25 protein-coding genes and 1 pseudogene are annotated in these 26,171 nt (G+C 65.7%); 11 read left to right on the forward strand and 15 right to left on the reverse strand.

Translation table 11 applies throughout. From position 1 onward, the window contains the following. Nucleotides 1-43: 43 nt before the first annotated feature. Genes BUR94_RS00940 through BUR94_RS00955 form a run of 4 tightly spaced genes read left to right on the forward strand, consistent with a single transcriptional unit; the run spans nucleotide 44 to nucleotide 4,161 of the window. Nucleotides 44-1,477 carry an aldehyde dehydrogenase family protein gene (locus BUR94_RS00940; protein WP_074257516.1) on the forward strand — a complete coding sequence of 478 codons (1,434 nt, stop codon included), beginning with the start codon at nucleotides 44-46 and terminating at the stop codon, nucleotides 1,475-1,477. Nucleotides 1,478-1,487: 10 nt separating this feature from the next. Next, nucleotides 1,488-2,651, forward strand: a complete 1,164-nt coding sequence (locus tag BUR94_RS00945) for a mandelate racemase/muconate lactonizing enzyme family protein (RefSeq protein WP_074254406.1) — start codon at nucleotides 1,488-1,490, stop codon at nucleotides 2,649-2,651. Further along, nucleotides 2,648-3,550, forward strand: a complete 903-nt coding sequence (locus tag BUR94_RS00950) for a 2-dehydro-3-deoxygalactonokinase (RefSeq protein ID WP_074254407.1) — start codon at nucleotides 2,648-2,650, stop codon at nucleotides 3,548-3,550. Before BUR94_RS00945 ends, BUR94_RS00950 begins: the two co-directional genes overlap by 4 nt. Beyond that, entirely contained in the window at nucleotides 3,547-4,161 is a 615-nt protein-coding gene (locus tag BUR94_RS00955; RefSeq protein ID WP_074254408.1) for a 2-dehydro-3-deoxy-6-phosphogalactonate aldolase, read from the forward strand. Before BUR94_RS00950 ends, BUR94_RS00955 begins: the two co-directional genes overlap by 4 nt. 7 nt (nucleotides 4,162-4,168) lie before the next feature. Here the strand turns inward: BUR94_RS00955 and BUR94_RS00960 are convergent, their stop codons facing one another. Further along, on the reverse strand, nucleotides 4,169-5,071 hold the full coding sequence (locus BUR94_RS00960; RefSeq protein ID WP_084192862.1) for a LysR family transcriptional regulator: 903 nt from the start codon (nucleotides 5,069-5,071) through the stop codon (nucleotides 4,169-4,171). A 152-nt stretch (nucleotides 5,072-5,223) separates the two neighbouring features. Between BUR94_RS00960 and BUR94_RS00965 the strand changes: the two genes are divergently transcribed. After that, the gene (locus BUR94_RS00965; RefSeq protein ID WP_074254409.1) at nucleotides 5,224-6,675 is read left to right on the forward strand and encodes a sulfatase family protein; all 1,452 of its coding nucleotides are present in this window, start codon (nucleotides 5,224-5,226) and stop codon (nucleotides 6,673-6,675) included. 191 nt (nucleotides 6,676-6,866) lie between these two features. On the opposite strand, the gene BUR94_RS00970 is transcribed toward BUR94_RS00965, so the two are convergent. From BUR94_RS00970 to BUR94_RS01015, 10 genes and pseudogenes are all read right to left on the reverse strand, one after another. Beyond that, nucleotides 6,867-7,841, reverse strand: coding sequence for a tripartite tricarboxylate transporter substrate binding protein (locus BUR94_RS00970; RefSeq protein WP_175570401.1), 975 nt, complete (start codon nucleotides 7,839-7,841; stop codon nucleotides 6,867-6,869). Between the two features lie 37 nt (nucleotides 7,842-7,878). Further along, nucleotides 7,879-9,378 carry a tripartite tricarboxylate transporter permease gene (locus BUR94_RS00975; RefSeq protein WP_175570402.1) on the reverse strand — a complete coding sequence of 500 codons (1,500 nt, stop codon included), beginning with the start codon at nucleotides 9,376-9,378 and terminating at the stop codon, nucleotides 7,879-7,881. 34 nt (nucleotides 9,379-9,412) lie between these two features. Then, nucleotides 9,413-9,985, reverse strand: coding sequence for a tripartite tricarboxylate transporter TctB family protein (locus tag BUR94_RS00980; protein WP_074254412.1), 573 nt, complete (start codon nucleotides 9,983-9,985; stop codon nucleotides 9,413-9,415). Nucleotides 9,986-10,175: 190 nt separating this feature from the next. Beyond that, nucleotides 10,176-10,433, reverse strand: a pseudogene (locus BUR94_RS00985) (transposase); the annotation flags it as partial. Between the two features lie 224 nt (nucleotides 10,434-10,657). Further along, nucleotides 10,658-11,188 (reverse strand): DUF2478 domain-containing protein, encoded by a 531-nt coding sequence (locus BUR94_RS00990; protein WP_074254413.1) that lies wholly within the window; start codon nucleotides 11,186-11,188, stop codon nucleotides 10,658-10,660. Nucleotides 11,189-11,254: 66 nt separating this feature from the next. After that, entirely contained in the window at nucleotides 11,255-13,717 is a 2,463-nt protein-coding gene (locus tag BUR94_RS00995) for an arsenate reductase (azurin) large subunit (protein WP_074254414.1), read from the reverse strand. A 14-nt stretch (nucleotides 13,718-13,731) separates the two neighbouring features. Beyond that, the gene (locus tag BUR94_RS01000; protein ID WP_245794318.1) at nucleotides 13,732-14,166 is read right to left on the reverse strand and encodes an arsenate reductase (azurin) small subunit; all 435 of its coding nucleotides are present in this window, start codon (nucleotides 14,164-14,166) and stop codon (nucleotides 13,732-13,734) included. Between the two features lie 237 nt (nucleotides 14,167-14,403). After that, entirely contained in the window at nucleotides 14,404-15,618 is a 1,215-nt protein-coding gene (locus tag BUR94_RS01005) for a sigma-54-dependent transcriptional regulator (protein WP_074254416.1), read from the reverse strand. Beyond that, the gene (locus BUR94_RS01010) at nucleotides 15,612-17,042 is read right to left on the reverse strand and encodes a sensor histidine kinase (RefSeq protein WP_074254417.1); all 1,431 of its coding nucleotides are present in this window, start codon (nucleotides 17,040-17,042) and stop codon (nucleotides 15,612-15,614) included. Before BUR94_RS01010 ends, BUR94_RS01005 begins: the two co-directional genes overlap by 7 nt. Beyond that, nucleotides 17,039-17,887 carry a substrate-binding domain-containing protein gene (locus tag BUR94_RS01015; RefSeq protein WP_074254418.1) on the reverse strand — a complete coding sequence of 283 codons (849 nt, stop codon included), beginning with the start codon at nucleotides 17,885-17,887 and terminating at the stop codon, nucleotides 17,039-17,041. The genes BUR94_RS01010 and BUR94_RS01015 overlap by 4 nt, the downstream gene beginning before the upstream one ends. 207 nt (nucleotides 17,888-18,094) lie before the next feature. On the opposite strand from BUR94_RS01015, the gene phnD reads away from it, so the two are divergent. From phnD to BUR94_RS01040, 5 genes are all read left to right on the forward strand, one after another. Continuing rightward, on the forward strand, nucleotides 18,095-19,045 hold the full coding sequence (gene phnD / locus BUR94_RS01020; RefSeq protein WP_074254419.1) for a phosphate/phosphite/phosphonate ABC transporter substrate-binding protein: 951 nt from the start codon (nucleotides 18,095-18,097) through the stop codon (nucleotides 19,043-19,045). A 71-nt stretch (nucleotides 19,046-19,116) separates the two neighbouring features. Beyond that, nucleotides 19,117-19,938 carry a phosphonate ABC transporter ATP-binding protein gene (gene phnC / locus BUR94_RS01025; protein WP_074254420.1) on the forward strand — a complete coding sequence of 274 codons (822 nt, stop codon included), beginning with the start codon at nucleotides 19,117-19,119 and terminating at the stop codon, nucleotides 19,936-19,938. Next, nucleotides 19,935-20,741, forward strand: coding sequence for a phosphonate ABC transporter, permease protein PhnE (phnE, locus tag BUR94_RS01030; RefSeq protein ID WP_074254421.1), 807 nt, complete (start codon nucleotides 19,935-19,937; stop codon nucleotides 20,739-20,741). The genes phnC and phnE (BUR94_RS01030) overlap by 4 nt, the downstream gene beginning before the upstream one ends. Then, the gene (gene phnE / locus BUR94_RS01035) at nucleotides 20,738-21,550 is read left to right on the forward strand and encodes a phosphonate ABC transporter, permease protein PhnE (protein ID WP_074254422.1); all 813 of its coding nucleotides are present in this window, start codon (nucleotides 20,738-20,740) and stop codon (nucleotides 21,548-21,550) included. Before phnE (BUR94_RS01030) ends, phnE (BUR94_RS01035) begins: the two co-directional genes overlap by 4 nt. 50 nt (nucleotides 21,551-21,600) lie before the next feature. Beyond that, on the forward strand, nucleotides 21,601-21,945 hold the full coding sequence (locus BUR94_RS01040; protein ID WP_245794320.1) for an ABC transporter permease subunit: 345 nt from the start codon (nucleotides 21,601-21,603) through the stop codon (nucleotides 21,943-21,945). A 49-nt stretch (nucleotides 21,946-21,994) separates the two neighbouring features. On the opposite strand, the gene BUR94_RS01045 is transcribed toward BUR94_RS01040, so the two are convergent. Genes BUR94_RS01045 through arsB form a run of 4 tightly spaced genes read right to left on the reverse strand, consistent with a single transcriptional unit; the run spans nucleotide 21,995 to nucleotide 25,467 of the window. Further along, nucleotides 21,995-23,284 carry an MFS transporter gene (locus tag BUR94_RS01045; RefSeq protein ID WP_084192865.1) on the reverse strand — a complete coding sequence of 430 codons (1,290 nt, stop codon included), beginning with the start codon at nucleotides 23,282-23,284 and terminating at the stop codon, nucleotides 21,995-21,997. Continuing rightward, nucleotides 23,284-23,997, reverse strand: coding sequence for an arsenical resistance protein ArsH (arsH, locus tag BUR94_RS01050; protein ID WP_074254424.1), 714 nt, complete (start codon nucleotides 23,995-23,997; stop codon nucleotides 23,284-23,286). The genes BUR94_RS01045 and arsH overlap by 1 nt, the downstream gene beginning before the upstream one ends. Continuing rightward, the gene (arsC, locus tag BUR94_RS01055) at nucleotides 23,994-24,410 is read right to left on the reverse strand and encodes an arsenate reductase (glutaredoxin) (protein ID WP_074254425.1); all 417 of its coding nucleotides are present in this window, start codon (nucleotides 24,408-24,410) and stop codon (nucleotides 23,994-23,996) included. Before arsC ends, arsH begins: the two co-directional genes overlap by 4 nt. Nucleotides 24,411-24,414: 4 nt before the next feature. Continuing rightward, nucleotides 24,415-25,467, reverse strand: a complete 1,053-nt coding sequence (gene arsB / locus BUR94_RS01060; protein WP_425445229.1) for an ACR3 family arsenite efflux transporter — start codon at nucleotides 25,465-25,467, stop codon at nucleotides 24,415-24,417. Between the two features lie 114 nt (nucleotides 25,468-25,581). On the opposite strand from arsB, the gene BUR94_RS01065 reads away from it, so the two are divergent. Beyond that, nucleotides 25,582-25,899, forward strand: a complete 318-nt coding sequence (locus BUR94_RS01065) for an ArsR/SmtB family transcription factor (protein ID WP_074254427.1) — start codon at nucleotides 25,582-25,584, stop codon at nucleotides 25,897-25,899. Nucleotides 25,900-26,171 lie beyond the last annotated feature (272 nt).

A 26,171-nucleotide genomic window follows, 5' to 3' on the forward strand; every position in this document is an offset into this window, starting at 1 on the left:
GGCGATGGATGCACACGCCACCGGCACCCACTCGAGGACAGTGATGAAAGACCTGAAGAGAATGTACATCGGCGGTACGCTTGTCGAAGGCGAAGGCACCGTCGAGGTGATCAGCCCCGCCACCGAGGAACGCGTGGCCACCGTGGCGGCGGCCGGGATGGGCGACGTCGAGGCGGCGCTGCAGGCGGCCAGGGCCGCCGCGCCCGGCTGGGCCGCGACGCCGGTCGCCGAGCGGCAGCGCTGGATGCTGAAGCTGCGGGACGCGGTGGTGGCAAACGAAGAGATGCTCCGCGACTGCATCCACCGCGAGATGGGCAAACCCTGGGGTGGCACCCGGGAAGACTTCGACCTGCTCGAGCGGTCGCTGAAGTTCTATGCCGAAGAGATCCAGCGCGTGCATGACGAAACGCTCCGCGACCTCGACGGCACCCACGAGCACCGCATCGTTTACGAGCCAGTGGGCGTTGTGGTTGCCTACCTCGCCTGGAACTTTCCGCTGCTGAACCTGGCCTACAAGATCGCCCCCGCGATGGCGGCGGGCTGCCCGATCATCATTCGCCCCTCCGCGGCAACGCCGGTCTCGGCCTATGCTGTGGGTGAGCTCTGCCATGAGATCGGCCTGCCGGCCGGCGTGGTGAACATCCTCACCACCGACGGCTATGCGCCATCGGACGCATTGGCCGCCTCCACCATTCCGAACCTCATCACCCTCATCGGCTCCACCAATACGGGCAAGCACCTGATGAAGGTGGGTGCGACCTCCATCAAGAAGTACTCGATGGAGCTTGGCGGCAATGCGCCGGTGCTGGTCTTCGATGATGCCGACCTCGATCTTGCCGCCGATATCGTCACCACCGTCAAGTTCAACAATGCCGGGCAGATCTGCGTGACCCCCAATCGGGTCTTCGTGGAACGCGGGGTGTACGACCGGTTCCGCGACAAGGTCGTCGCGCGGGCCCGCGCCGCAAAGGTGGGGTTCGACCGTGACGCCGACATACTGACCGGTCCTATGATCGACGGGCGCGCCTGGGCCCGCGTGAAGGGGTTGATCGACGATGCCGTCGAAAAGGGGGCCTCCCTGCTCGCGGGAGGCGACCGGCCGGAGGGGTTGGAGCGTGGCCACTTCCTCGCGCCAACCGTGCTGGGAGAGGTCACCCGCGACATGCGGATCTACCAGGACGAGATCTTCGGCCCGGTGGTCAGCCTCATCCCCTTCGACGACCGCGGCACCCTGCTCGACCTGGCCAACGAGGGCGAGGAGGGCGGGCTGGCCTCCTATGTCTTCACCGCCAACCTCGCCCTGGCCGAAGAGATGGCGCGCGGCTTGCGCTACGGCGAGGTGCAGGTCAACGGTGTGAAATACGACATCTACCTGCCGCATGGCGGGATCGGACAATCGGGCATCGGGCATGACTGCTCCCGGCTGGCGCTGAACGACTACCTGGTCGTCAAGCGCATCAGCCGCGGACTGAACTGAAGGGCGAACCATGAAGATCACCGAAATCAAAAGCCATGTCCTGCAATGCGACATGCCCGAGGAACTGGGCTACTCGCAGCAGTACTACGCCAAGCGCACCGCTCACCTCGTCGAGGTCACGACCGATGAAGGGGTGACCGGCTGGGGCGAGTGCTTTGGTCCGGGCAACGTGGCGCTGGCGAACAAGGCAATCGTTGAGCGGGTCATCCAGCCGATGGTTCTGGGAATGGATCCGCTCGATCGCGACGTGATCTGGCACAAGGTCTACAACCTGCTGCGCGACCATGGGCAGAAGGGCATGCCCATGCAGTCTCTCTCGGGCGTGGACATCGCGCTCTGGGACATCGCCGGCAAGGTCGCCGGGCTGCCCATCCACAAGCTCATCGGCGGGGCGCACCGGCGCGAGGTGCGCGCCTATGGCTACGGCATGATGCTGAAACGCGAGAGCGTCGAAGACCACGTCGCCCGGTTCAGGGACGAGGCTGCGGAGATCATCGGCATGGGCTTCACCGCAACCAAGATGAAGACCGGCCTCGGCCCCAAGGCGGATGTGCGGCTCTGCGAGGCGGTAGCCGACGGGGTGGGCGAAGCGCAGTTCATGGTGGATGCCAACCACTGCTACACCACTTCAGACGCCTTTTATGTGGGGCGGGCGCTCGACGAGCTCGGGGCCTATTGGTTCGAGGAACCGGTCGCGCCGGAGGATCACGACGGCTACCGCGAGCTGCGCGCCGGGCTGAAGGTCAACATCTCGGGTGGCGAGGCGGAGTTCGGCCGTTGGGGCTGGCGCCAGATCCTGGAGAATCGCGGGCTCGACATTGCGCAACCCGAGGTCTGCGCGCTGGGCGGGATCACAGAGTACCTGCGCATCCTGGCGCTGGCGCACGCGCATTTCACCCCGGTCATCAACCATGTCTGGGGCAGCGCGATTGCCGTGGCGACCAACCTTCAGCTTCTCGCCGCGATGCCGCCGATGCCGGGTGGGCTGCACCCCTGGGAGCCGATGCTGGAGTTCGACACCACCGAGAACCGCTTCCGTGACCATCTCCTCAGCGACCCCCTCGACATCCAGGGGCAGGTCAAGCGCAACGGCGGAATGGTGAGCATTCCCGACGGGCCCGGGCTTGGCGTGACGCCGGATCCGGAGTTCATCAAGCGGTACGAAATCGAATGACACCCGGCTTTGCGGCGGTCGACTGGGGCACCACCAGTTTTCGGCTATGGCTGATCGACGAGACAGGCGCGGTGCGTGGCCGCAGGTCCGCGCCGACAGGTATGGGTCAACTCGGTGCCGGGGAATACGCGCCGCTGCTCGAAGATCATCTCGACAGCCTGGGTGCCGACCCTTCGCTGCCGGTGGTCATCGCGGGCATGGCCGGTGCGAGGGGCGGCTGGGTCGAGGCACCTTACGCAGATATCACCCATGGAGTGGCCGGGCTTGCTGCCTCTGCCGTGCGCGTTCCGCACCCCCGGCGAGACCTGCGTATCCTGCCGGGTCTCAAGCAGCTGGAGCCTGCCAACGTGATGCGCGGCGAGGAAACCCAGATCGCCGGGTTCCTGGTGGATGCGCCGGAGCATACCGGCGTGCTCTGCCTTCCGGGCACGCACACCAAGTGGGTGCTGGTGGAGGAAGGGCGGCTCCTGCGCTTTGCCACCGCCATGACGGGCGAGCTCTTCGCCCTGCTGGCCAAGACCTCCGTCCTGCGCCATTCCGTGGGCGAGGATGGCTTGGACGATTACACCTTTCGCGCGGCAGTACGGGAAGCCGCCGACGCACCCGGCGGCCCGATGCTCCCGCTCTTCGGCGTGCGTGCCAACGCCCTGCTCCACGATGCCGGGCCGGCTGAGGGCAGAAGCCGCCTGTCGGGCCTGCTCATCGGTGCCGAACTGGCGGCAACCCGCGCCTATTGGTCCGGTCGCCCGGTGGATATCATCGGTGCGCCCGAGCTTGCCCGCAACTACCAGATAGCGCTCGCGGTGATGGGCACTGCGGCGCGTCAGCACGACGCCGAGAAGCTTACGCTTGCGGGGCTGAAGTCAGCCTTCGCAAAGATGAACAGGAGAGAGACATGAGCCGGGACATCATCGCCATCCTTCGCGGGTTGCGCCCCGAAGAGGCTGTCGAAGTCGGAACCGTGATCGTCGAAGCCGGGATTACCACCATCGAGGTGCCGCTCAATTCGCCCGAGCCGCTCAGGAGCATCCGGCTGCTCTCCGACGCCCTGTCGGATCGGGCCACCATCGGCGCCGGAACGGTGTTGACGGTTCGCGAGGCCGAAGAGGTCGCCGGGGCAGGGGGCAGGCTGGTGGTTTCGCCCAATGCCGTGCCCGACGTCATTGCCCGAACCAAGGCGCTGGGCCTGGCCTCCTACCCGGGCGTTCTCACGCCGACAGAGTGCTTCGCCGCCCTCGCCGCGGGCGCCGACGGCCTCAAATTCTTTCCGGCGTCGCTGCTCGGGGTGGATGGGCTGAAGGCCGTCAAGGCGGTTCTGCCGCGGGAAACAAAGACATATGCGGTGGGCGGGGCCGGGCCCTCGAATTTCGATGCCTGGCTGAAGGCCGGGATCACCGGGTTCGGCATTGGCTCCAATCTGTTTTCCGCCGGAATGACGGCAGGGGAGGTCGGCCGGCGCGCGCAAGAAATCGTGTCGGCCTATGACCAGGCTCTGGCGGGCATCAACTGAAACCTGATCAGGCTTGGTGTTTTGCCAGCGCCTTGGCAAAGTCGACCATCTTGCGCGCCGAGTTTGTAAGACGGTCTGGCTGGTAGACCATCTGCAGCTCTGCTGTCTCCGAGGTGTTCCTGATCGGAACGAACCTGACCGAAGGGATCTGCACGCAACTCACGCTCTCGGGAAGGATCCCAAGCCCGGCCCCGGTTCCGACCAGGCCGATGGTCGTATAGACCGTGTTGGCTTCCACCACGACCTTGGGCACGAATCCGCTCTTTGCGAAGATCCTCATCAGCTGGCTGTAGAAGGCCGGCGATCGGTGCTCTGGTGTAAACACAAAATTCTCGTCGCGGAGTGACCTCAGATCGACCGAGTCCTGTCCGGCCATTGCATGAGTGACCGGCACGACAAGGGTGAACCCCTCTCGCACCACCTGGAAGCTCTCCCATTCGGGCATTTCGACAAGCGGTCGAACGATGCCGATATCGATGCTGCCGTCGTGCAGCGCCTCCACCTGCTCGGTCACGGTCATCTCCTCCAGGCAAATCTTGACGAGCGGAAATGCCTTGCGGAAAGGCTCTACGAGTTGCGGCAGGTATCCGAGCGAGGCCGAATGGACAAAGCCCAGGCGTACCTGGCCGATCTCTCCCCGATGCGCCTGAAGCGCCATGTGCTTCGCGTTCTTGGCTGTCGCGAGAATGCTGCGCGCCTCGGGAAGAAAGGCGGCACCCGCCTCGGTCAGGCGGACACGGCGCTTGGTGCGTTCCAGAAGAAGTACGCCGAGTTCTTCCTCCAGTTTCTTGATCTGCAGGCTGAGCGGCGGCTGCGAGACGTTCTCTCGCTGGGCGGCCCTGCCGAAATGCAGCTCTTCAGCGACCGCCACGAAGTATCGTAACTGGTGCATCTCCATCTGGGCGCCCATTCATCCTTATTCGGTATCAGTTCGCTTCCAAAAAAATATTGGAGGTATTTATTCCCAGTGGCTACCCGTAAAGTGACAGGCTGCTGCTGCGCCCTCGCCAACAGCGGGCGCCTGCGTTGAGGCCGGCAGTCCGAACCCAGAGGGAGGAATGGATGGACCCCAAGAACCTGATCGTCATCATGGCCGACGAGCACAGCCGGAAGGCAATCGGCGCTTACGGCAATCCGATCGTGAAGACCCCCAACATCGACGGCCTGGCCCAGCAGGGCACACGCTTCAACAGCGCCTACACGCCGAGCCCCATCTGCGTTCCGGCTCGCGCCAGTTTTGCCACCGGCAAGCCGGTCCGCGAGATCGGCGCCTGGGACAACGCTCACCCCTATACCGGCGCCGTCGAGAGCTGGCATCACCGGCTGCGTCAGGCGGGGCATCATGTGCGCTCCATCGGCAAGCTCCACTTCCGTGGGGCACCGGAAGATGACTACGGGTTCTCTGAGGCCGAGATACCGATGCAGGTCGTCGATGGCATCGGCGACGTGCTCGGCCTTGTCCGCGACCGGACGGTCAAGCGCGGCGCAGCCGACAAGATGGCCGGCATGGCCGGACCGGGCGAGTCCACCTATACAAGATATGATCGCGACATCTCGGCCCGTACGCAGATCTTCTTGCGCGAGGAGGCCCATAAGCACAGCGACAAGCCTTGGGTGCTCTTCGTTTCCTTCGTGTCGCCTCATTTTCCGCTGACGGCGCCGCCGGAATATTACTATATGTACGATCGGGCGGACCTTCCGATGCCCAAGCTCTACGCCAAGGCGGAGCGGCCCGATCATCCCTACCTGCGCGACTACACCGACGCCATCGCCTACGATAGCCATTTCCGGTCAGAGGACGACGTGCGCCGTGCGCTCGCGGGCTACTATGGCCTGTGCAGCTTCATCGACGACCAGGTGGGTCTCATCATGCAGTCTGTCGCGGCTGCGGGGCTGGCGGACGACACGAGGATCGTCTTCACCAGCGACCACGGCGACAACCTCGGCGCGCGGGGGCTCTGGGGCAAGTCGACGATGTACGAGGAGTCCGTCGGCGTGCCGCTCATCGTCTCCGGCCCGGGCATCCCGGAGGGCGCGGTAAACGAGGGCGCTCGCTCGCTGACCGACCTGTCGCGCTTCATCCTCAGTTCCACCGGATGCGACGCGGAGGGCTTTGGCGAGATCGACCTGATGAGCGCGGAGCCCGGCGCGGTAATCTCTGAATATCACGCCACCGGTTCCCGCAAGGCCGCCTTCATGCTGCGCCAGGGGCCATGGAAATACGTGCATTACGAAGACTATCCGCCCCAGCTCTTCAACCTCGAGGAAGACCCCGAGGAGCTGTATGATCTCGCCGGCCGACCCGATCATGCCGATGATCTCCGACGGTGCAGAACAGCCTTGCTTCTGGAGTTGGACCCGTCGCGGGTCCACAACCGGGCACTGGCCGATCAGTCCGCGCTGCTCGAAAAGATGGGCGGTGTGGAGAAGGTGATCGCGCGGGGCGATTTCGGCTTCTCGCCCCCGCCTGGCGTGACCGCGAGCTTTGCTGCCTCCGGCAACGCCAAGGTCTGACGAACCTCCCGGCCGGGTGATCTCCCGCCCGGCACATCGCGAACCGCCGACGGCCTCCGTCGGCGGTTCTTTCGTCTGGGCTGCGGCCCGAAGGGTTACGCAAGACCCCGAAAACGAAACACCCGCCACGAGCAAGGCCACGCAGCGGGTGTCTGAAGTCGGGTGGCCAGTCGGGGGCCGCGACGGCAGCCCTACCGTTCGACGTACTTGCTCAGGACGGTCTTCAGATCCTCGACCTCCTGGGGCAGACGCGCACAGAAGTCGGCGCCTGACATCGCGTGGGCCCCGAAGCCGAAGTTCTCGCCGAAGGCCGTGAAACTCTCGGACTTGATGGCCTGCGAAACCAGTTCGCTCATCTTGGCTTGCACGTCTTCCGGAACTCCGGCGGGCATCCAGATGCCCCGAATAAGCGCCACTTCGATATCGGCGCCCCATTCCTTGATATGCTTGGTCGCGCGGGCCGGCTCGTAGTTGATTTCCGACATGTCACCCGCAGCGGCCAGCACGTTGAGCTCGCCGGCCTGGATCTCCGGAAGAAACACCGGAGCAAGGATGACACCTGCGTCGACCTGGTTGGCCATGACCGCCTTGCGCAGCGGGCCGCCGCCGCCGAAGGGCACGACCTTGAAGTCGGCGCCCGAGGTGCCCTTGACTGTCGAGGCCACAAAATCGGTCGCACTCAGCTTGCCGGTGGTGCCGAGGATCAGCTCGCCCGGCTTTTCCTTCGCGGCCTCGAGAAAATCGCCGAGGTCTTCGTACCCGTTGTCGGCGTGGGAGACGATCCATGCCGGCGTCTTGAAGATGGCCCCGGCGCAGCTGAAGTCTGAAAGCTCGTAAGGCGGTTGATCGCGAAAGGCGAGGGGGGCCGTCACATCCGACGAGCCATTCATCGCGATGGTATAGCCATCGGGTGCGGCATTCTTGAGTGCGAGCATCCCGTTGATCCCTTCGGAGCCTGGGATATTCTCGACCACGACCGCCTGGCCGGACACCTCCTCAAGCGCGGCACCGAAAGCGCGCGTGATCGAGTCCGAGCCGCCGCCGGGCGGGTAGGGGACGATCAGCCGTATGGTGTCGGACGGAAAGTCCTGCGCCGTTGCCGGCCCGGCGAGGGCCAGCCCGGCCATGGCCGCCGTGATGGTGGTCAGAAGGGTTCTGCGTTTCATGTGGGTCTCCTCCATTGGCAGTGATGCTCCACTCTCGTCACGAGGCGGATGATTCCTTTGCTGCGCCGGTGGCGGTGCGCCGGGCACTCGAATTGGATCTGAAGGCGTTCCGAAACTCCTTGAAGAGAAGGAAGGCGATGAAGGCGACGAGAGCCATGCGCGGCCAGGTCGAGACGAAGGTGCTCCACTCGCCGCCATCGAGGGCGAGCGCGAGGCGTACGTTGTACTCGATGATCGGGCCGAGGATCGCGCCAAGCACGATCGTCACCACCGGAAAGCCGCGGCTTTCGAGCAGGAAGCCCATCACCCCGAAGCCGATGGCCACGTAGACCGGGAAGGTCGAGTTACCGGCCGAGAAGGCACCGATCGTTGCCAGCACCAGGATGAACGGGAACAACACGTTGCGCTCTCGCTGGAGCACCCGCACGAAGACCCGGATCGCCCCCATCGCGATCAGGAACATGAAGATCGTCGAGATCAGCAGGGCCGCAAGGAGGCCGTAGACGATATCGGGGTCGTCGTTCATCAGGCCCACGCCGGGGGTCAGCCCGTGCATGATCATCGCGCCCAGCATGATCGCGGTGGATCCATCGCCCGGGATGCCCAGGGTCAACATCGGCACCAGCGCGCCGCCCGTGGTCGCGTTGTTCGAGGATTCCGGCGTGATGATGCCCTCCGGCACGCCGTTGCCGAACGCCTCCGGCGGCGGGTTCTTGGAGCTGTTCTTGACCGTCGCGTAGCTCAGCCAGGTGGAGCCGTCCGCGCCCACGCCCGGGATCGCGCCGATACCGAGGCCATAGGCACTGCCGATCGACCAGGCTCGCCAGCGCGGCAGCAGGTCCTTGAGGCGCGGCACCCGGAGCGACACGTCCTTGGTGAGCAATTCGCTGCCCCGCGCGGTCATCGAGATATCCGAGAAGACAACGGCGAAGCCGAAGATTCCCACGAGTACCGCCTCGAAGGGCAAGCCACTTTCCAGGATCGTCAGGCCGAAGGTATAGCGCATGACCGCATCCTGCTGGTCGATGCCCACCGACGAGATCATCAGCCCGATCAACACGCCCGAGAGGCCTTTCACGATCGAACCGCGCGCAAAGGCCGCTACCATCGTGAGCCCGGCCACGCCGACCAGAGCGATATCGGCGGGCGCGGAGTGCAGGGCCACGCTGGCCAGCAGGGGAATGGCGCAGACCGCGCCGACCCAGCCCAGCACCCCCCCGATGGTCGAGGCCATCGTGGCGTAGCCAAGGGCCAGCCCGGCCTCGCCGCGCAGCGCCATGGGATAGCCATCAAGCGCCGTGCAGGCCGAGGCAGGCGTGCCCGGGGTGCGCAACAGGATCGCCGAGAAAGATCCGCCGAGCTTTGTGCCCACGTAGATGCCGATCATCAGGGCAAAGGCCGGGAGGGTCTCCATCCGGAAGGTGATTGGCAAGAGCACGATGATTGCCATGGGAGAGGACAGGCCCGGAAGTGCGCCCACCAAGAGGCCGAGTGCGGTGCCCAGGAAGATCAGGGTCAGGTTTCCAAGGCTTCCCATTTCCAAGAAGCCCTGTAGCAGTCCGTCGAGCATGTCAGGGTACCAGTATCTTGATGAGGCCGAGCAGGGCCGGGGTCAGCGGGTCGAAGACGTCACCCTTCAGATTCAGCTTCAGGATCGGCACGAAGAGCGTCCAGAGCGCGAGCGCGCCGCAAAGAGAGATGCCTGCATCTCCAAGGATCGGGCCGCGCTTGTAGAGACGAAAGAGCAGGAACAGGAAGGCCGGCGCCACCATGGCGAAGCCCACGACCTTGAGCAGCGACACGAAGCCGAGCAGCAGGCCGAGAGTGCCGACACGTCTGAACAGAACGATCCGCGTTTCAGAATCGACCGGAGCCACCTGCCCGGTGGCCAGGTCGCGGCGAAGCTTTGCGACCGACTGGATGACGTAGATCACCGACAGGGCGGACAGGAGAGCGGCATAGATGAAAGGCAGGGTGCGCCATGTGAGGCCACCCGCGCCGGGATAGATCGACGACCCGTTGGGATTTATGAAGACGAAGCCGCCAATGGCCGCGCAGAGCAGCGCGACAGCCGTGACCAGGTCCTTCCCGCCATCAGTTCGCCACCAGGCGGCCTGCCCGGGTGCAGGTTCGATATTCGACATGTCGCACTCCTCCCTGGTGGCAGGCTATCGGACAGCAAGAAATACCACAAATATATGTTTGAAATCGTTTTATGAGTGAATCAGTATCAGTTTGCCGTCCTTTGAGATGGGATCCCGAGCACACGGTTTGACAGCTTAACCCATCTTCCGGGCTGAATGAGCCGCTAGGCTCCAGACTCGTTAACTTCCAAAGCCAGAAGGTGACAATTGCGGCGAGGGTTATGGCGGGCAGAAAGACCTTCGGGCACCTGTCATAGCGGGTCGCAACGCGTCGCCAGTCCTTGAGCTTGCCGAACATGATCTCGATACGGTTGCGCCGCTTGTAGCGGCGCTTGTCGTATCTGACGGGCCTAAATCGGGACTTCCGGCCAGGGATTCATGGCTTGATGCCCTTGTCCTGCAAGGCTTCGCGATACCAGTCGGTGTAATAGCCCCGATCGGCCATCAGACGGCCGCCCTCTCGGGGCGAAAGCGGGTCAAAGTCATTTACATACATGCCAGGCGAGAAGGACAGCTTGATCCTCGAGTACGCTCGGCCGCAACTGATAGCCTCGTCGAAGCTCGGGGCAAGATTTGGGCCCGACTGTCAGAATAATAGCGTTCTGCAGTCACCTCTCTCTGTTACCCCTTTGTGCGCTCGAGGTGGCGGATGCGCCACGGACGTTGTGCAGGTCAACTGGGCATGGGAAGACCGGCTCGCGCCTTCGCTGAGGTTTGTCTTGCCCAGGTGCGCAGGGTGTCGAGGCTGGGGGGTAGGGAGGTCGCCATACCGTCCGAGAACTCGAGAAAATCGTCGAGGTTCATGGCGTTGACGCCCACCAACACCGGAATGTCTGCATCAAGAGCCTGCGTCATTGCGGGGCAAAGGCCGCGTCCCTGCGCCTCGAGCTTGCCGAACTTGTTGACGATCAGAAGGTCCGTTCGATCAAGGCGCGTTTCGACGTCGGAGGCGATGGCCTCGATGACCCCGCTGTCGAGCCGGCAGCCCCGAGCCCCGGGTCCCAGTGACTGGCTGATACGGTAGTCCGGCCCGTCGGGCAGGATACGCAAGTCCATGTCGCAGGGGTGGCCGGCGGGCGCGGGGGCTGCTGCGCGTACGGTGCCGCACAGGCGCAGCCCGTCCCGCATCAGGGCGTGGGCGGCCTTGGCGATGAAGGCGTCGGTCCGGCCGCGCCCTTTGAGCGTGATGTAGGCAAGCGTCATGAGCCGGTCCCCTGCGCAAGACGGCCGCGGCACCCGGAGAGCCGCGGCCGTTGGATCATGCAAGCCCTAAAGCTCGACTTCCCAGGACTTGAAGCTCTGCTTCTTCGTGGCCGGGGTGGCATCGGCGATCTTGCGGATGTCCGCCCATGTCTGCTTGTAGTTGGGAATGACCAGCTCGTTCACGCCGCCGTTGATCACGTTGCCCTGTGTGCCCGAGGGCGCGCCGAACAGCATGAAGGTTTCGTTCCGGCGGGCAGTGGGCTCGAGGTAGACCATCGCCTGGGTCGCCCCTGCGGTGTTGTAGACCTCCACCAGATCCCCGTTGCCGACGCCGAGCTCGGCGGCGTCCTCGGGGTTGATCTGGATGAAGGGCACCGACCAGCGGTCCATCGCGAAGTCGTTGTCCTGATCGAGGAACCAGTTCTGCCAGTTGAGGTTGGACCGTCCGTTGTTGATGAGGAAGCGGTGGTTGGCGCGTTGCTGCGCCTTGCCGGCGGCCTGCAGGCCGCGCCATGCAGCGTGGCAGAAGAGCGCCTTGCCGTCCTCGCGGCCATGCCGGGTAAAGACGCCGTCGGTGTAGAGGCGGGGCGTGCCGATCAACTCGCCGTTCTCGTAGCCGACGACCGGCTCCTGCACGCCGTTGGTGCCGGCGGCGGAGAGGCGCTCGTAGGTCACCTCTGGATGGGCGGTGTTGTAGCCGTCCATGAAGGCGTCTTCCTCGGTCTCCCAGTCGTAGCCCTGGAACTGGGCCGCATATTCGGCGCGGCCCTCCTCGGTGAGCACGGCTTCCATCGCCTGGGCCAGCTTCGCGGCGATCAGGCAGTCCGGCAGGGCCTGGCCGGGGCCGTCCATGTACTTCTCGGTGAGGCGCAGGCGGCGCTCGCCGTTCATGGAGGTGAGGTTCATCTCGCCGGATTCGACGGCGGGCAGGATGACGTGGGCGGCCTGACCGATCTGGGTGTGGATGATGTCCACGTTGACCGAAAACAGACCGCCCGAGCGGATCGCGCCTTCGATGGCATCCACCAGCTCCTCGCGGGTCGCGCCGATCGCATTGTCCATCGCTTCCTTCACGATATTGGTGCGGCGGTTGTACTCGCGCTTGAAGGCGGAGGCGTTGAGGGTCGTCTTGTAGTGGTCGCAGGCCCAGATGTGGTGCACCGCGCCGCCGCCGTTGATCAGCAGCTCGTCGAAGTAGGGCGCGGGGCGGCCAACGTGGCCGTCACCGGGGCGGAAGTAGCCCTCCTGGTGGCCGCCGAGCCGACACACGCCGCCGCCCTCGCGGCCGATGTTGCCGGTGGCGAGACCGAGGTTCACCAGCGCGCCGATGGTGCGGTAGTTGTCGTTGCCCCAGATGATGCCCTTCTCGTAGGCGATGACCGCCTTGCGGCGCTCGCCTTCAAGCGGCTGGGCATACCACTCGGCGGCCTTGATGATGTCAGCCTCGGCGATGCCGGTGATCTCGGCGGCCTCGGCAGGCGAAAGGCGGATCGCCTCCAGCGCGGCCTCGAAGCTGCCGAGCGCGGCGGGGTGCGTCTCGCTCTGCGGCACCTCGGTGGCGTTCTGGATGGTGGATGCGGCGATGAAGTCGCTGTCCACCCATCCCTGGTCGGCGATGTGGGTGAGGATCGCGTTGAAGAGCGCGAGGTCGGTGCCGGAGTTTGGCTGGAGGTGCAGCACGTTTTCCGCCCCCGCTGCCTGCTCGCAGGCCCGCACGGTTACGGTGCGGCGTGGATCGACGATCACGACCTTCGCGCCGCCCTGCATCCCAGGCATCATGTGGTTGAGGAAGAGGTTGGTCTGGGTCTCGATCGGATTGGCGCCCACGATCATGATGGTGTCGGTGAGCGTGTAGTCCTCGTAGGCATAATTCAGTTCGTCCACGCCCATGTCGCGCGAGGAATGAACCTCGGAGTTATAGGCGGGCCGGTTGTGGATGCGGCAGTTCTTCACCTTCATCGAGCCGAAGTAGAGCTTGCCGGTGCCCCATGTGTTCTCGTAGCCCCCGGCGCTGCCGCCGTGGTCGAACATCGACACGTAGAGCTGATCTTCGTCGTCGGCCTCCACGAAGCGGGCGGTGACGCGGGCCACGAGGTCGAGCGCGTCATCCCAGGTGGTGGGCTGCCAGGTGCCGTAGCGCCAGACGAGCGGGTCGGTCAGGCGCTGCTGCTGGGTGCCGGTGACATCGGAGCGGCGGTTCTCGGCCATGCGGGCGCCGCGGATCGAGCCGAGGCCGGAGTTCACCACGCAGTTCACGTCGGGCTTGATGACGAGGTGCACGTCCGCGCCGTCCTGCTTGACGACGTTGTACATGGACGGCGCATACCAGGCCTCGGTGTCGGTGTACTGCTGCTCGCTCAGGTCGACGCCGAACTTGTTCTGCGAGGGTGCGGTGCCGCCCTGCTTGTTGAGCGGCCAGGTGTAGGCTTTGTAGCCGCAACCGACGATGCAGTAGTGGCAGGTGACGTTGTGCTCCTTGGCGTCCGCCGGGACGATGGGGAGACGGTCGGTGAATCGTTTATAAGCCATCTTTCTCTTCTCCCTCAGCTTTCCAGCACGTTCGACAGGCGCCCGTAGAGCAACTCGTCGACGCCGTGGGCATGGATATCGCCCGCACTGTCCACCGAGAGCTCGAACTGCGGCAGGTTCTGGGTGGCATGGCCCCAGGTTTGCTGGCCGCCTGCCTCGCAGTCGAAGCGGGAGTAATGGCCCGGGCAGTTCAGGGTGCGGTCGCCCGCGTTGTAGCTCAGGTACCAGCCCTTGTGCGGGCAGAGGGTCGAGAAGGCGACGATGTCGCCGTCGGGGCCCACGCCGCCGGGCACCGCCGTGCCGAGCTTGAGCAGGACGCCGGGGCTTTCATCGTCGGGGTAGGTGATGTCGAGCGGCTCGTTTTCCACCAGGTCCGCGATGTTGGCCAGGCGGTTGGGCGGGTATTCGACCCGCGCCAGGCCCTGGGCCTTGGCCTGTTGCGTTGACATGACGGTTGCGGCAGCCGCCCCCGCGGCGCCGGCCAGGCCGCCGCGCAAGAACTGACGCCGCCCGGCATCAACCAGTCGGTTGCATTTCATGGCTAGGTTCCTCCCTCGCTGTATCGAGGCAAGTCTAGGCCAGAGCCGTCGCCTGTTCTGAACTGCCGGGGCGACTTTTCAAGGCTGCAAGGCATTGACAAGAATGAATTTTCTCGCACGTTCGGAAATCCGAACAGAACGGGCGCCTCATATTCCCAGTTTCTGCATCTTTTCCCAGAGCGTCGTGCGGGAGACCTTCAGAACCCGTGCCGCCTCGCTGACCTGCCCGCCTGTCTGGTCCAGCACCTTGATGATCTGCCGCCGTTCCGCGTTTTCCCGGGCCTGCGACAGGGTCTTAACTTCGGCGCCGTGCTCGGTCAGTTCGGGAAACACATCGGCCGGGAAGATCCAGGCGCCCTCTGCGGCCCTCAGCGCCCGCTGCATCCGCGCCCGCAGCTCACGCCCGTTCCCCGGCCAGTCGTGGTCGCGCATCGCCGAGAGGGCCAGGTCGGAGATGCCCCGCAGGGGTGTTTCGCGCCGCGCGTTCATCGTCTGGAAGAACTGCCCCGCGAGCCAGACGGTATCTTCCGGGCGCTGCGCCAGCGACGGCACGACGATCTCGTTGGCGATCAGTGCAAAATGCAGGTCGCCCCGAAAGCCGCCGGCCTCCACCTTCTCGCCGATCCGGGTGCCCGACGTGGCGATCAGCCGGAAGGGTGCACGTTCCAGCCAGTCAAGCAGCAGGTCCTGGCTCTCGGGGGCCAGCCGGCCAACCCCGCTGAGAAAGATCGTGCCCTCGCCCACGTCTGACATCGCCTTCTTCAACGCGGCGTCAGGCGCCTCGTCGCGCAATGCGTTGACCGTGATATAGGGCGCGGCCCGCCTGTCTGAGAGGCCATGGATGCGCTCCGCGAGCAGCGCCTTGCCGAGGCCGCGTTCACCCCGGATGAGCACGGGCGCGTCGCTCGCTCCGGCCTCCGCCACCTGCCGTTCGACCTGGCGCGCCAGCGCCGAGACCCCAACCTGGGGAGGCAGGCTCTGGGGCGTGTCGGGGCGCAGGATGAGCGCCAGCCGGTCGAGGAAGGCGGCAAGTTCGAAGGGTTTGGTCATGTAGTCCGCCGCACCTGCCCGAAGCAGCCGGACGGCTTGGTCGATCTCGCCCTGACCGGTAATGAACAGAAAAGGCGGTGGCGTGATGGAGCCGGTGACGGTGTTGAAGATGTCCTCCCCCGAGCCGTCCGGCAGGCGGATGTCGCAGATCACCGCGTCGACCGGACGGCGCGGCGTGCGTACGGCCGCCACGCCCCGCGTCGCCTGCCGGACCCAGGTGACGTCTGCGCCTTCCAGCTCGAGCCGTTGAAGGAGCGAGTGGCCCATGATGGGGTCATCCTCGATGAGCACGACGTGGCGACCTGTCAGCATGGGGTCTCTTCCATCGCAGGCAGCCGCACCGTGATTTCCGTCTGCGCGCCCACGCGGTCGCTGCTCACCTCGCCACCGAGCCCGGCCACCACATCGCGCACCAGCCGCAAACCGACACCGCCGCCGGGCTCGACCGGCGTTGCCGAGAGGAGCCGCGCCCTGGCTGCTTCCGACAGGCCCGGCCCGTCGTCGGTGACCTTCAGCACGAGGGCGCCGTTCTGCAGGCGGGCGGACAGCCCGACCGCTCCGCCCTGCGGTGCGGCCGATGAGGCGTTCAGAAGCAGGTTCAATGCGATCTGTCGCACAGGGCCCGAGGGAAAACTGCCAAACCGGGCCGCTTCGCCGTCGATCACCCAGTCGAGCCGCTGCTGGCGGTGACTGGTTTCAGGCTCGAAAAGCAGCCGCAGGTCCTCAAAATCGGTGGGCGACAGCATGCGGCTGGACCGGTCGATACGGTTCTCTTCAAGGATCGCCCGGCTCACGTCGCGCAGATGGCGCAGGCCCCGGTCCAGCAGGTCGACCGACCGGTGCACCACCTCCGGGCGGTTGGCATAGGCGCGGATCGTGTCAGTCGCGTTCAGCAGCCCGCCAAGCGGGTTGTTGACCTCATGAGCCAGCGAGGAGGACAGTCGGCCAAGGCTGACAAAGCGCTCGCGTTCGGCCAGTCGCCGTTCGGCCTCGGCCCGGGCGTCGATCGCTCCGGCCATGCCGTTGAAGCTGCGCAGGAGTTGTGCCAGCACCGTATCTGATCGCGGAATAGCCGCCTCCGGGATCGGCCGGGGCTGACCGCCCGCCTCGCCCATGTGCCGCGTGAGGAGCTCGACGGGTTTCAGCATACGCGCCACAACGAACGCCCCCGCAAGCCCCAGGATCAGGGTCGCCAGCGCGTTGCCCGCCAGGAGGGCCAGGGCGGTGGCGCGCCGCTGCGCCAGGAGGTCGCTCACGTCGAGCTCGGTCACGATGCGGCCCACGTCACGGCCCTGCACCGTGAGCGGCGCACGCACCCGCACGACCGAGCTGCCGCTGAGCGCCGTAACCTCACCCACCAGAACCGCGTCGGCTGCAAAGATGCCGATGTCGCTGTCGACCGGTGCGCGGTTCGGATCCGTTGCGGCCAGCACACGGCCATGATCATCGGCCACGACGGTAAACAGAACCCGCCCGCCCGATGCGCTGGTTCGGGCGCGGTCAAGGGTGTCATAGACCTCCCAGACATCGCGGTGCAGAGCGAAGGGCCCCAGCGCCACGGCAAGGCCCTCCACGTGCAGCCGTGCGAACTCCTGCAGCCGGGCGCTCTGCAGGCGCGCGAGGGTGGAGAGCACCTGCTGCGAGGCCACCAGCCCCAGCAGGACCATCAGGCAGGCCGTGGCCAGTGCGACCCGGATGGTGACGGGCCATTTTCCGGGGCGAAGCACCTTGCTCATCGGCCCGGAACATCGGCCATGCGGGCGGCGATGCCATCGAAGAGGGCGGGGCTGCCCGCGTCGATGCGGTCGAGAAAGAGAAGCCGAAGCGCATCGCGTCCGGCCTCTGTATCACCCAGCCCGCGAAGCGCCGCGCCGAAGCGCTGAACCTGGCTGTCCTCGGCCCTGTCGGCCCGCGCGGCAAGCGGCGGAAAGCCCAGCCACTCGGATCGGGTGATGACACGCGTGCGCTCGGTCAGCGCGGGCTCGACGCTGGAGAGAACCTCCCAGACGTATCCATCGACGCTGCCGGAGCGTGTCAGCCCGTCGGCCACCGCGCGCACCACGTTGCGGTGGCCGTAGGTGAACACGGATCGCGCGAAGAACCTTTCGGGCGTCATGCCCATCCGGGCCAGGTCGGAGGCCGTCACGAGGTAGCCAGAGTTGCTGTCGGGGTCCGAAAACGCGTGCACATGCCCGTGCAGGTCCTCGAGCCCTTCGGCCGGGTCGTTCTGCCCGACGATGAGGTAGGACTGGTAGAGGGGCCGACCGCGCCAGACCGGCACACCGAGCAGCGAGAGGGTGTCGCGCTGCTGCAGAAAAGGGTAGCCGCATATCCAAGCCGCATCGACCGATCCGTCGAGAATGGTGGCCGTGATTTCCTGGTAGGTGCGGCGCTGGATCAGCTCCACCGGCTCTCCCATGGCAACCGATAGCGCGGTTCGGATGCGGTCGATCACGATGGCATCGTTGTCGAGAAACACCGGCGTGAGCCCCAGTCGAAAGCTCCGGGCCGCACGCAGGCAAACCGGAGCCCCAAGAACCGCCAGGCTGCTCACTCCCGCGACAAAATGCCTTCGGTCCATGTATCTGCCCTCCCTGCGTGCGATGCGAGCCCCCGCGCGGATAACGACTGGCGTCATCCGCATCCCTCCGACCCGCAGGCACTCTCACGACGACCGAGTGTCCGACGCTGCACGCCGGATGCAAGCAAGGAATATGCCATTTCCATATTTCATGAAATTGTTAGGTTCAGCATCTAGGCACCCGGTGTCTGAACAATGGGAGACGACATGACTATCCGCACCACTCTTGCTGCCGTCGCAGCACTCGCACTCGCCAGCCCCGCCGCCGCCGAATTCGCCCTCGACGAGCGTTTCACCGATGCCGATGGGGACCTGGTCGCCGACATCCCCACCGACGAATCCCAGCTTGTCGATCCCGACACGCTGATCTTCGCCTATACCCCGGTCGAGGATCCGGCGGTCTACGCAGAGGTCTGGCAGGGCTTTCTCGACCACATGTCCGAGGTGACCGGCACGCAGGTGCAGTTCTTCCCGGTCCAGTCCAATGCGGCCCAGATCGAGGCCATGCGGGCCGGGCGTCTGCACGTCGCGGGCTTCAACACCGGCTCCAACCCGCTCGCCGTGGCCTGCGCCGGTTTCCGCCCGTTCACGATGATGGCGGCCGAAGACGGCTCCTTCGGTTACGAGATGGAGATCATCACCTACCCCGACTCCGGCATCGCCGAAGTGGCCGATATCGCGGGTCAGAAGATGGCCTTCACCTCCGAGACCTCCAACTCCGGGTTCAAGGCGCCCTCCGCCATTCTCGCAGCCGACTTCGGCATGAAGGCGGGTGAGGACTTCGAGCCGGTGTTCTCCGGCGCGCATGACAACTCGATCCTGGGCGTGGCCAACAAGGACTACCCCGCCGCCGCCATCGCCAACTCGGTGAAAGGCCGCATGATCGAGCGCGAAGTGGTGACCGAGGATCAGCTGGTCACGCTCTACACCTCGCAGACCTTCCCCACCACGGGCTACGGGATCGCGCATAACCTCACCCCCGACCTGCAGCAGAAGATCCAGGACGCCTTCTTCAGCTTCGACTGGGAAGGCAGCGCGCTGGAAGAAGAATTCAGCAAGTCCGGCGAGGCCAAGTTCATCCCGATCACCTTCCAGAAGGACTGGGAAGTGATCCGCAAGATCGACGATGCCAATGGTGTCGTCTACGACTGCAACTGAGCCTACGGCACTGCCAAGAAACCCGCGGGCGGCCTCGCGCCGCCCGCAACCTCTTTTGAAAGACACCTGCCATGCTGACCCTTTCCGCCCTGTCCAAGACCTACAAGACGGGCGATGCCGCGTTGTCCGATGTCAGCCTGACCGTGCCCGAGGGCCAGATCATGGGGCTGATCGGCCCCTCCGGTGCAGGCAAGTCCACCCTGATCCGCTGCATCAACCGGCTGGTCGAACCCACCGGTGGTGAGGTCCGGCTGGGCGATGTGAACCTTGTCGCCCTCGGCAAGAGGGAACTGCGCCGCCAGCGCCGCCGGATCGGGATGATCTTTCAGGAATACGCCCTCGTCGAGCGGCTCACGGTGATGGAGAACGTGCTGTCGGGGCGGCTGGGCTACGTGCCCTTCTGGCGCAGCTTCCTGCGCAAGTATCCCGGCGAGGATATCGCCCGCGCCTACCAGCTGCTCGACCGGGTCGGGCTCATGGAACATGCCGACAAGCGCGCCGATGCGCTCTCGGGCGGGCAGCGCCAGCGCGTGGGCATCGCGCGGGCGCTGGCGCAGGATCCCGAGCTGCTGCTGGTGGATGAGCCCACCGCCAGCCTCGACCCCAAGACCAGTCGGCAGATCATGCGGCTGCTCACCGAGATCTGTGCCGAGCGCGGGCTGCCGGCCATCGTCAACATCCACGACGTGCCGCTGGCCCAGCAGTTCATGCAGCGCATTGTGGGCCTGCGCGCCGGGCGCGTGGTGTTCGACGGCCCGCCCGAGGAACTGACCGAGGCCGCGCTCACCACGATCTACGGCGAGGAAGACTGGAACGCGATGCGCCGGGGCGACGAGGAACAGGCGGCGGCCGAGGCCGATGCCCGCGACCGGATGGAAGCCCTCGCCCAATGAGCGCGCCGGCCTACCCCACCACCTGGCGCCGCCCGCCCCAGATCATCAAGGACCGCCGCTGGCGTATTGCGGTGCAGGTCGGCATTCTCGTCTACCTCGTGCTCGCGGTCGGTACCGTCGATGTGAACTGGGCCCGCGTCTACGACGGGCTGGAGCGCGGCCAGCGCTTCATCATGGGCTTTCTGCAACCCGATTTCACCAGCCGTTGGAAGGACATCAGCCAGGGCCTCGTCGAGAGCCTGACCATGACGCTCACCTCCACCGTGGTGGGGGTGGCCATCTCGGTGCCGATCGGCATCGGAGCCGCGCGCAATCTCGCGCCGCGCTGGATCTACTACATCTGCCGGGGGATCATCGCCGTCAGCCGGGCGTTGCAGGAGGTGATCATCGCCATCTTCTTCGTGGCGATGTTCGGCTTCGGGCCCTTCGCAGGCTTCGTCACCCTCTCCTTCGCCACCATCGGCTTCATTGCCAAGCTGCTGGCCGACGACATCGAGGAGATCGACCCGACCCAGGCCGAGGCGATCCGCTCTACCGGCGCCTCATGGTTGCAACTCGTCAACTACGCCGTGCAGCCGCAGGTCATGCCCCGGCTCATCGGCCTGTCGCTCTACCGGCTCGACATCAACTTCCGCGAAAGCGCGGTGATCGGCATCGTCGGGGCGGGGGGCATCGGCGCCACGTTGAACACTGCCATCGACCGCTACGAATACGACAGCGCGGGCGCCATCCTGCTGATCGTCATCGCCATCGTCATGGTGGCCGAATACGGCTCCTCCTACCTGCGGAAGTTTCTTCAATGAGCGATCTGTCACATTACAGCCAGGTCTGGACCTATCGCAGCCCGCGCGGTCGGCTGCTGCTCTGGGGTGGCTGGCTGGCGCTCGTGGCGCTCTTCGTCTTCTGCTGGCAGCTGATGACGGAAAACACGATCTGGTTCTTCGTCACCGACGCCCCCAGCCAAGCCGCCGACATCGGCAGCCGAATGTGGCCGCCGCGCTGGAGCTACTTGCCCGAGCTCTGGGGCCCGCTCTGGGACACGATCAACATCGCCACGCTGGGCACTTTGGGCGGGGTCGTCATGGCCGTGCCGGTGGCGTTTTGTGCCGCGCGCAACACAACGCCCTCGGTGCTGGTGCTGCGGCCCGTTGCGCTCTTCATCATCGTCGCCTCCCGCTCGATCAACTCGCTGATCTGGGCGCTGCTGCTGGTGGCGATCATCGGGCCGGGGCTGCTGGCGGGCATCGTTGCCATCGCGCTGCGCTCCATCGGTTTCGTCGGCAAGCTGCTCTACGAGGCCATCGAGGAAACAGACGCCACCCAGATCGAGGCGATCGAGGCCACCGGCGCCAGTGCGGCGCAGGTGCTGAACTACGGCATCGTGCCCCAGATCATGCCCGCCTTCTGGGGGATCACCGTGTTCCGCTGGGATATCAACATCCGCGAAAGCACGATCCTCGGGCTGGTCGGGGCAGGAGGGATCGGCCTCAAGCTGCAAGCCTCGCTCAACACCCTCGCGTGGAGCCAGGTCTCGGTGATCCTGCTTCTGATCCTCGCTACAGTCGTGCTCAGCGAATGGGTCTCTGCAAAGGTCCGCCACGCGCTGATCTGAGCCAGGAGGCGCGCGCACAGCGCGCGGCCGGACAGTCGCTAGGTCTCGACGTGTCGCCCAACACCGCGCTGGCCGCAGTGACGGGTGTGATGCTCATCCCCCTTATGTCGTCCTTCGCCGATGGCGCCATGTCGGCGGTGCCCCAGTCGCTCAAGGACGGTGCCCTGGCGCTCGGTCCCACGCGCGGCGAGACGATGCTGAAGGTGGTCTTCCCCGCGGCCATTCCGGGCATCGTGGGAGGCGTGCTGATGGCTGAGAGCCGCGTGATCGGGGTCACTCAGCCGGTTGTCCCTTCAGGCCGAACTGGACGAGATCGGCGGCGACGACAGGGAGCAAACCGCGGTAGCGAGCCACGTTGCATCAAAGGGTTGAGGCGTCTGTTTCCCGCGCTCTGAGCGGCACGGCGGCGGCGCTCCTCGCACGGCAGGGCCTCCGCCCGGGCCGTCACTCGTCCCGGTGTGCCGCGGCACGCCGTTCCCGCAGGATCAGCAGAGAGAGCGCAGCCAGTGCCAGGGTCGCGAGCCCGAGCGCGACGCTCAACGCAAGGTCGTAGCCGGACATCTGCCAGAGCAGCGCGGCTGCCTGCGGGGCGACGGCCCCGGCAATCAGGAACGGCACCGCCATGAAGCCCGCGATCATGCCAAAGCCACGCCGCCCGAGGATCTCTGCCATGACGACGGGCTTCAGGATGCTGATGACCCCGAAACTCGCCCCGAAAAGCAGGGCGAAGGCAAAACCCGCTTCCGGCATGGATGGGACCAGGAAGAAGAGCACCGCAATCGCGGCCGTCACGCCGACAAAGGACATGGCGGCAACGGTCGAGCCCGACACCCGATGCCCGGCCGCCATCATCGCCAGCCGCCCGGCCACCTGCATCGGCCCGAAGAGCGAGGCCGCCAGAACCGCCTGGCCCAGGCTCAGCCCCCGGTCGGTCAGGATCGGCATGACATGGGTGACGACCATGGCATAGGCGAGGCCGATCAGCGAGAAGGCCGCGAGGATCAGCCAGAACTCCGGCCGTGCGCGCGCGGCGACAAATGCGGCGCGGTCCCCGGCCTTTCGTTCGGGCGTCTCTTGGTCTTCGGGGCAGCACTCGAGCATGGTGGCGCCGGCGAACATCGCAGGCAGCCCGATCAGAACGGCCGCCCCGGCAAAGTACAGAACCGCGCCGCGCCAGCCCAGGGCTTCGGCCAGAAAGGCGCCCGCGGGATAGGCGAGGGTCGAGGCAAAGCCCGCCACCAGCGTGATCCGCGTGATGCCCTTGCGGGCGCGCTCATGGGTGGTGCGGGTGACGAAGGCAAAGCAGGGTTCGTAAAGGCACAGCCCCTCCGCCACACCGAGCCCCAGCCAGGCCAGGAAGAAAACCGCGTAGCTCTGCGACCCGGCCAGCACCAGCAGGGCCCCCGTGCCGATGGCCATCCCCCCGGTCAGCAGCCAGCGCCCCTTGCCCGCATCCACCATGCGGCCGGCAAAGGGCGATACCACGGCGGCCATCAGCGTGGCGCACATGAAGGCGAAGGCCAGCCAGCCCTTGCCGTAGGGCAACGCCTCTTCCCAGGCGAGCAGCAGCGCCGCGAAGATGTAGAAGAACGCGCCATACCCCACGGTCTGCGCCACGCCCAAGAGCCAGAAGGCAAGCCGCTCGGCCCGTTCGGGGTGGGCCTGCGCAAAGCGATGCGGATCGAGCCCGAGGGTCGCGAAGGCCCGGTCGATCCCGGAGGCCAGGCCAGCCATCACACAGCCTTGGCCTGGTTGACCCGCGCCGAGAGGGCTGCGCGGTCCTCGACCCGTTCGGAATAACGATCCACCAGGTGCTCGCGGATATCGCGGGTCAGCAGGGTGAACTTCACCAGCTCCTCCATCACGTCGACGATGCGGTTGTAGTAGGGTGAGGGCTTCATGCGGCCCTCGTCATCGAATTCGTCCCAGGCGCGGGCGACCGAGGACTGGTTGGGAATGGTCAGCAGCCGCATCCAGCGCCCGAGAATGCGCAGCTGGTTCACCGTATTGAAGGATTGCGACCCGCCGCAGACCTGCATCACGGCCAGGGTCTTGCCCTGCGTGGGGCGCACGCCGCCGAGCGACAACGGGATCCAGTCGATCTGGCTCTTCATGATGCCGGTCATCGCGCCGTGCCGTTCGGGCGAGGACCAGACCATGCCTTCGCACCAGTTCACCAGGTCGCGCAACTCGGCCACCTTGGGGTGATCCACGGGGGCGCTGTCGGGAGCGGGCAGGTCGCGAGGATCGTAGATGCGCACCTCGGCCCCGAACCGGCGGAGGATGCGCCCGGCCTCCTCGGCGGCAAAGCGCGAGTAGCTGCGATCGCGGAGGGAGCCGTAGAGGATCAGGATGCGCGGGGCGTGGGTGCTGCGCGCGGTGCCGAAGAGGGCATCCGGGTCGATCGGCGCAAAGGCGGACTCGGTGATCTGCGGTGTGTCTGTCATGTGCGAGCACCTGTCTCGTCGATCACCACCTGTCCGTCCTCCTTGCAAAGCGGCCCCAGTGGCAGCGCGTCCAGCAGGTCGAACACCGTCTCGGACGGGCGGCACAGGCGAGTGCCCCTGGGGGTGCAAACGATGGGCCGGTTCACCAGGACCGGGTGCCCGATCATCGCATCGAGGATCCTTTCGTCGGAGACGTTCTCTTCCATCAGTCCCAGGTCCCGGGCCGGAGATTTCGTTTCACGCAGAGCCTCGCGCGGGCTCAGGCCGGCGGCGGCGAAGAGCCCCAGGAGCTGCGGGCGGGTCCAGCCTTCGGCGAGGTAATCGATCACGACAGGCTCGCAGCCCGCAGTACGCAGAAACGCCAGCACATTGCGCGAAGTGCCGCACTCGGGGTTGTGGTGAATAACGATCACGCGTTCAGGCTCCGTCTTCGGCTTCGGGAAACCCTGCCCTTGTGCGGTTGGCAAAGGCCACGAGGCTCAGCATCACCGGCACCTCCACCAGCACCCCCACCACCGTGGCCAGCGCCGCGCCGGAGTTGAGGCCGAAGAGGCTGATGGCCACCGCCACGGCCAGTTCGAAGAAGTTCGACGTGCCGATCATGGCGCAGGGCGCAGCGATCCGGTGCGGCACCTTCAGCAGGTAGGCCGCGCCATAGGCCAGCGCGAAGATACCGTAGCTCTGGATCAGGATCGGCACGGCGATCAGCGCGATGACACCGGGGCGTGACAGGATGGTATCGCCTTGAAGGCCGAAGAGAATGGCCACCGTCGCGATCAGCCCCATCATCGACAACGGTTTGATCCGCGCGGTGAAGGCGGCAATGGCCGCGTCGGACCCCAGCGCGCGGCGGGTCAGCAGCCCGGCGAACAGCGGCAGCACCACATAGAGCACTGTCGCCAGCACCAGCGTGTTCCAGGGTACCACGATCTCCGTCACGCCCAGTAGCAGCGCCACGATGGGGGCGAAGGCCACAACCATGATCAGGTCATTCACCGAAACCTGCACCAGCGTATAGGTGGCATCCCCCCGGGTCAGCTGGCTCCAGACAAAGACCATCGCCGTGCAGGGCGCCGCGCCAAGCAGGATCAGCCCGGCGATACATTGCGCTGCATCCTCCGGCGCGATCCAGGGGGCGAAGACATGCTCGAAGAACAGCACCGCCAGAAACGCCATGGTAAAGGGCTTGATGAGCCAGTTGACGACCAGCGTGACCAGCAGCCCCTTGGGTTGACGCGCCACCCCGGCCACCGAGCCGAAATCGACGCTGACCATCATCGGGTAGACCATCGCCCAGATCAGCACCGCCACGACAAGGTTGATCGAGGCCACCTCGGCCGCCGCCACGGCGTCAACGAGGCCTGGGGCCACGGTGCCGATGACGATGCCTGCCACCATGGCGATGGCGACCCAGAGGGTCAGCAGGCGTTCGAAGCGGCCCATGGGGGCAGGGGCGGCGGTATCGGACATGGGGCACTCCGGGTCTGTCATGAATTCTTCATTTCGCGTATTCACGAATTGAAGTCTGATTAGGACCGACTCGCCTTGCTTGTCAACACGCCTCATTTCGCGTATTGACGAAATATGGATCAACCCGCCGCCATCGACGCCTTCAGCGCCCTTGCGCATGACACCCGGCTGCAGATCTTCCGCCTGCTGGTGCAGCGCGGCCCGAAGGGCACGCCCGCGATGGAGATCGGCCGCCTGCTCGACATCAAGCCCTCGACCCTGTCAGGCCACCTTGCCACGTTGAAGCGCGCCGGGCTGGTCAATGCCCAGCGTCAGCACCGTGAAATCCAGTATGCACCGCGGTTCGACGCGGTGAACGGGCTGGTCCGCTTTCTTCTCGAAGATTGCTGCGGCGGCGACGAGGACGCCTGCGCGGGCGTCGGATTGCCATAGTTGCCGCTGATGCTCGGGTTGCACTTCAGCCCAGCAACGATTGGAATGAAAGCAACCTCACCCGTCGAGATTTCGTTCACCGCTCCGGAAGACCAGGGTCAGGACCCTTTGATTGGCGGCGGGTGGGGAATGCCTGAGAATACACCGCGCAGCCGTTCAAGGGGAAGTCCCTGCGCAAGTCGGCCCGGATGAGCCATTCGGGCAAGGAGGGCTACACGCTGTGCAAGGGCGGATCGTTCCTTTGCCATCCCAGCTCCTGCCATCGCTACGGG

Source organism: Vannielia litorea, from assembly GCF_900142295.1.
GTDB lineage: Bacteria > Pseudomonadota > Alphaproteobacteria > Rhodobacterales > Rhodobacteraceae > Vannielia > Vannielia litorea.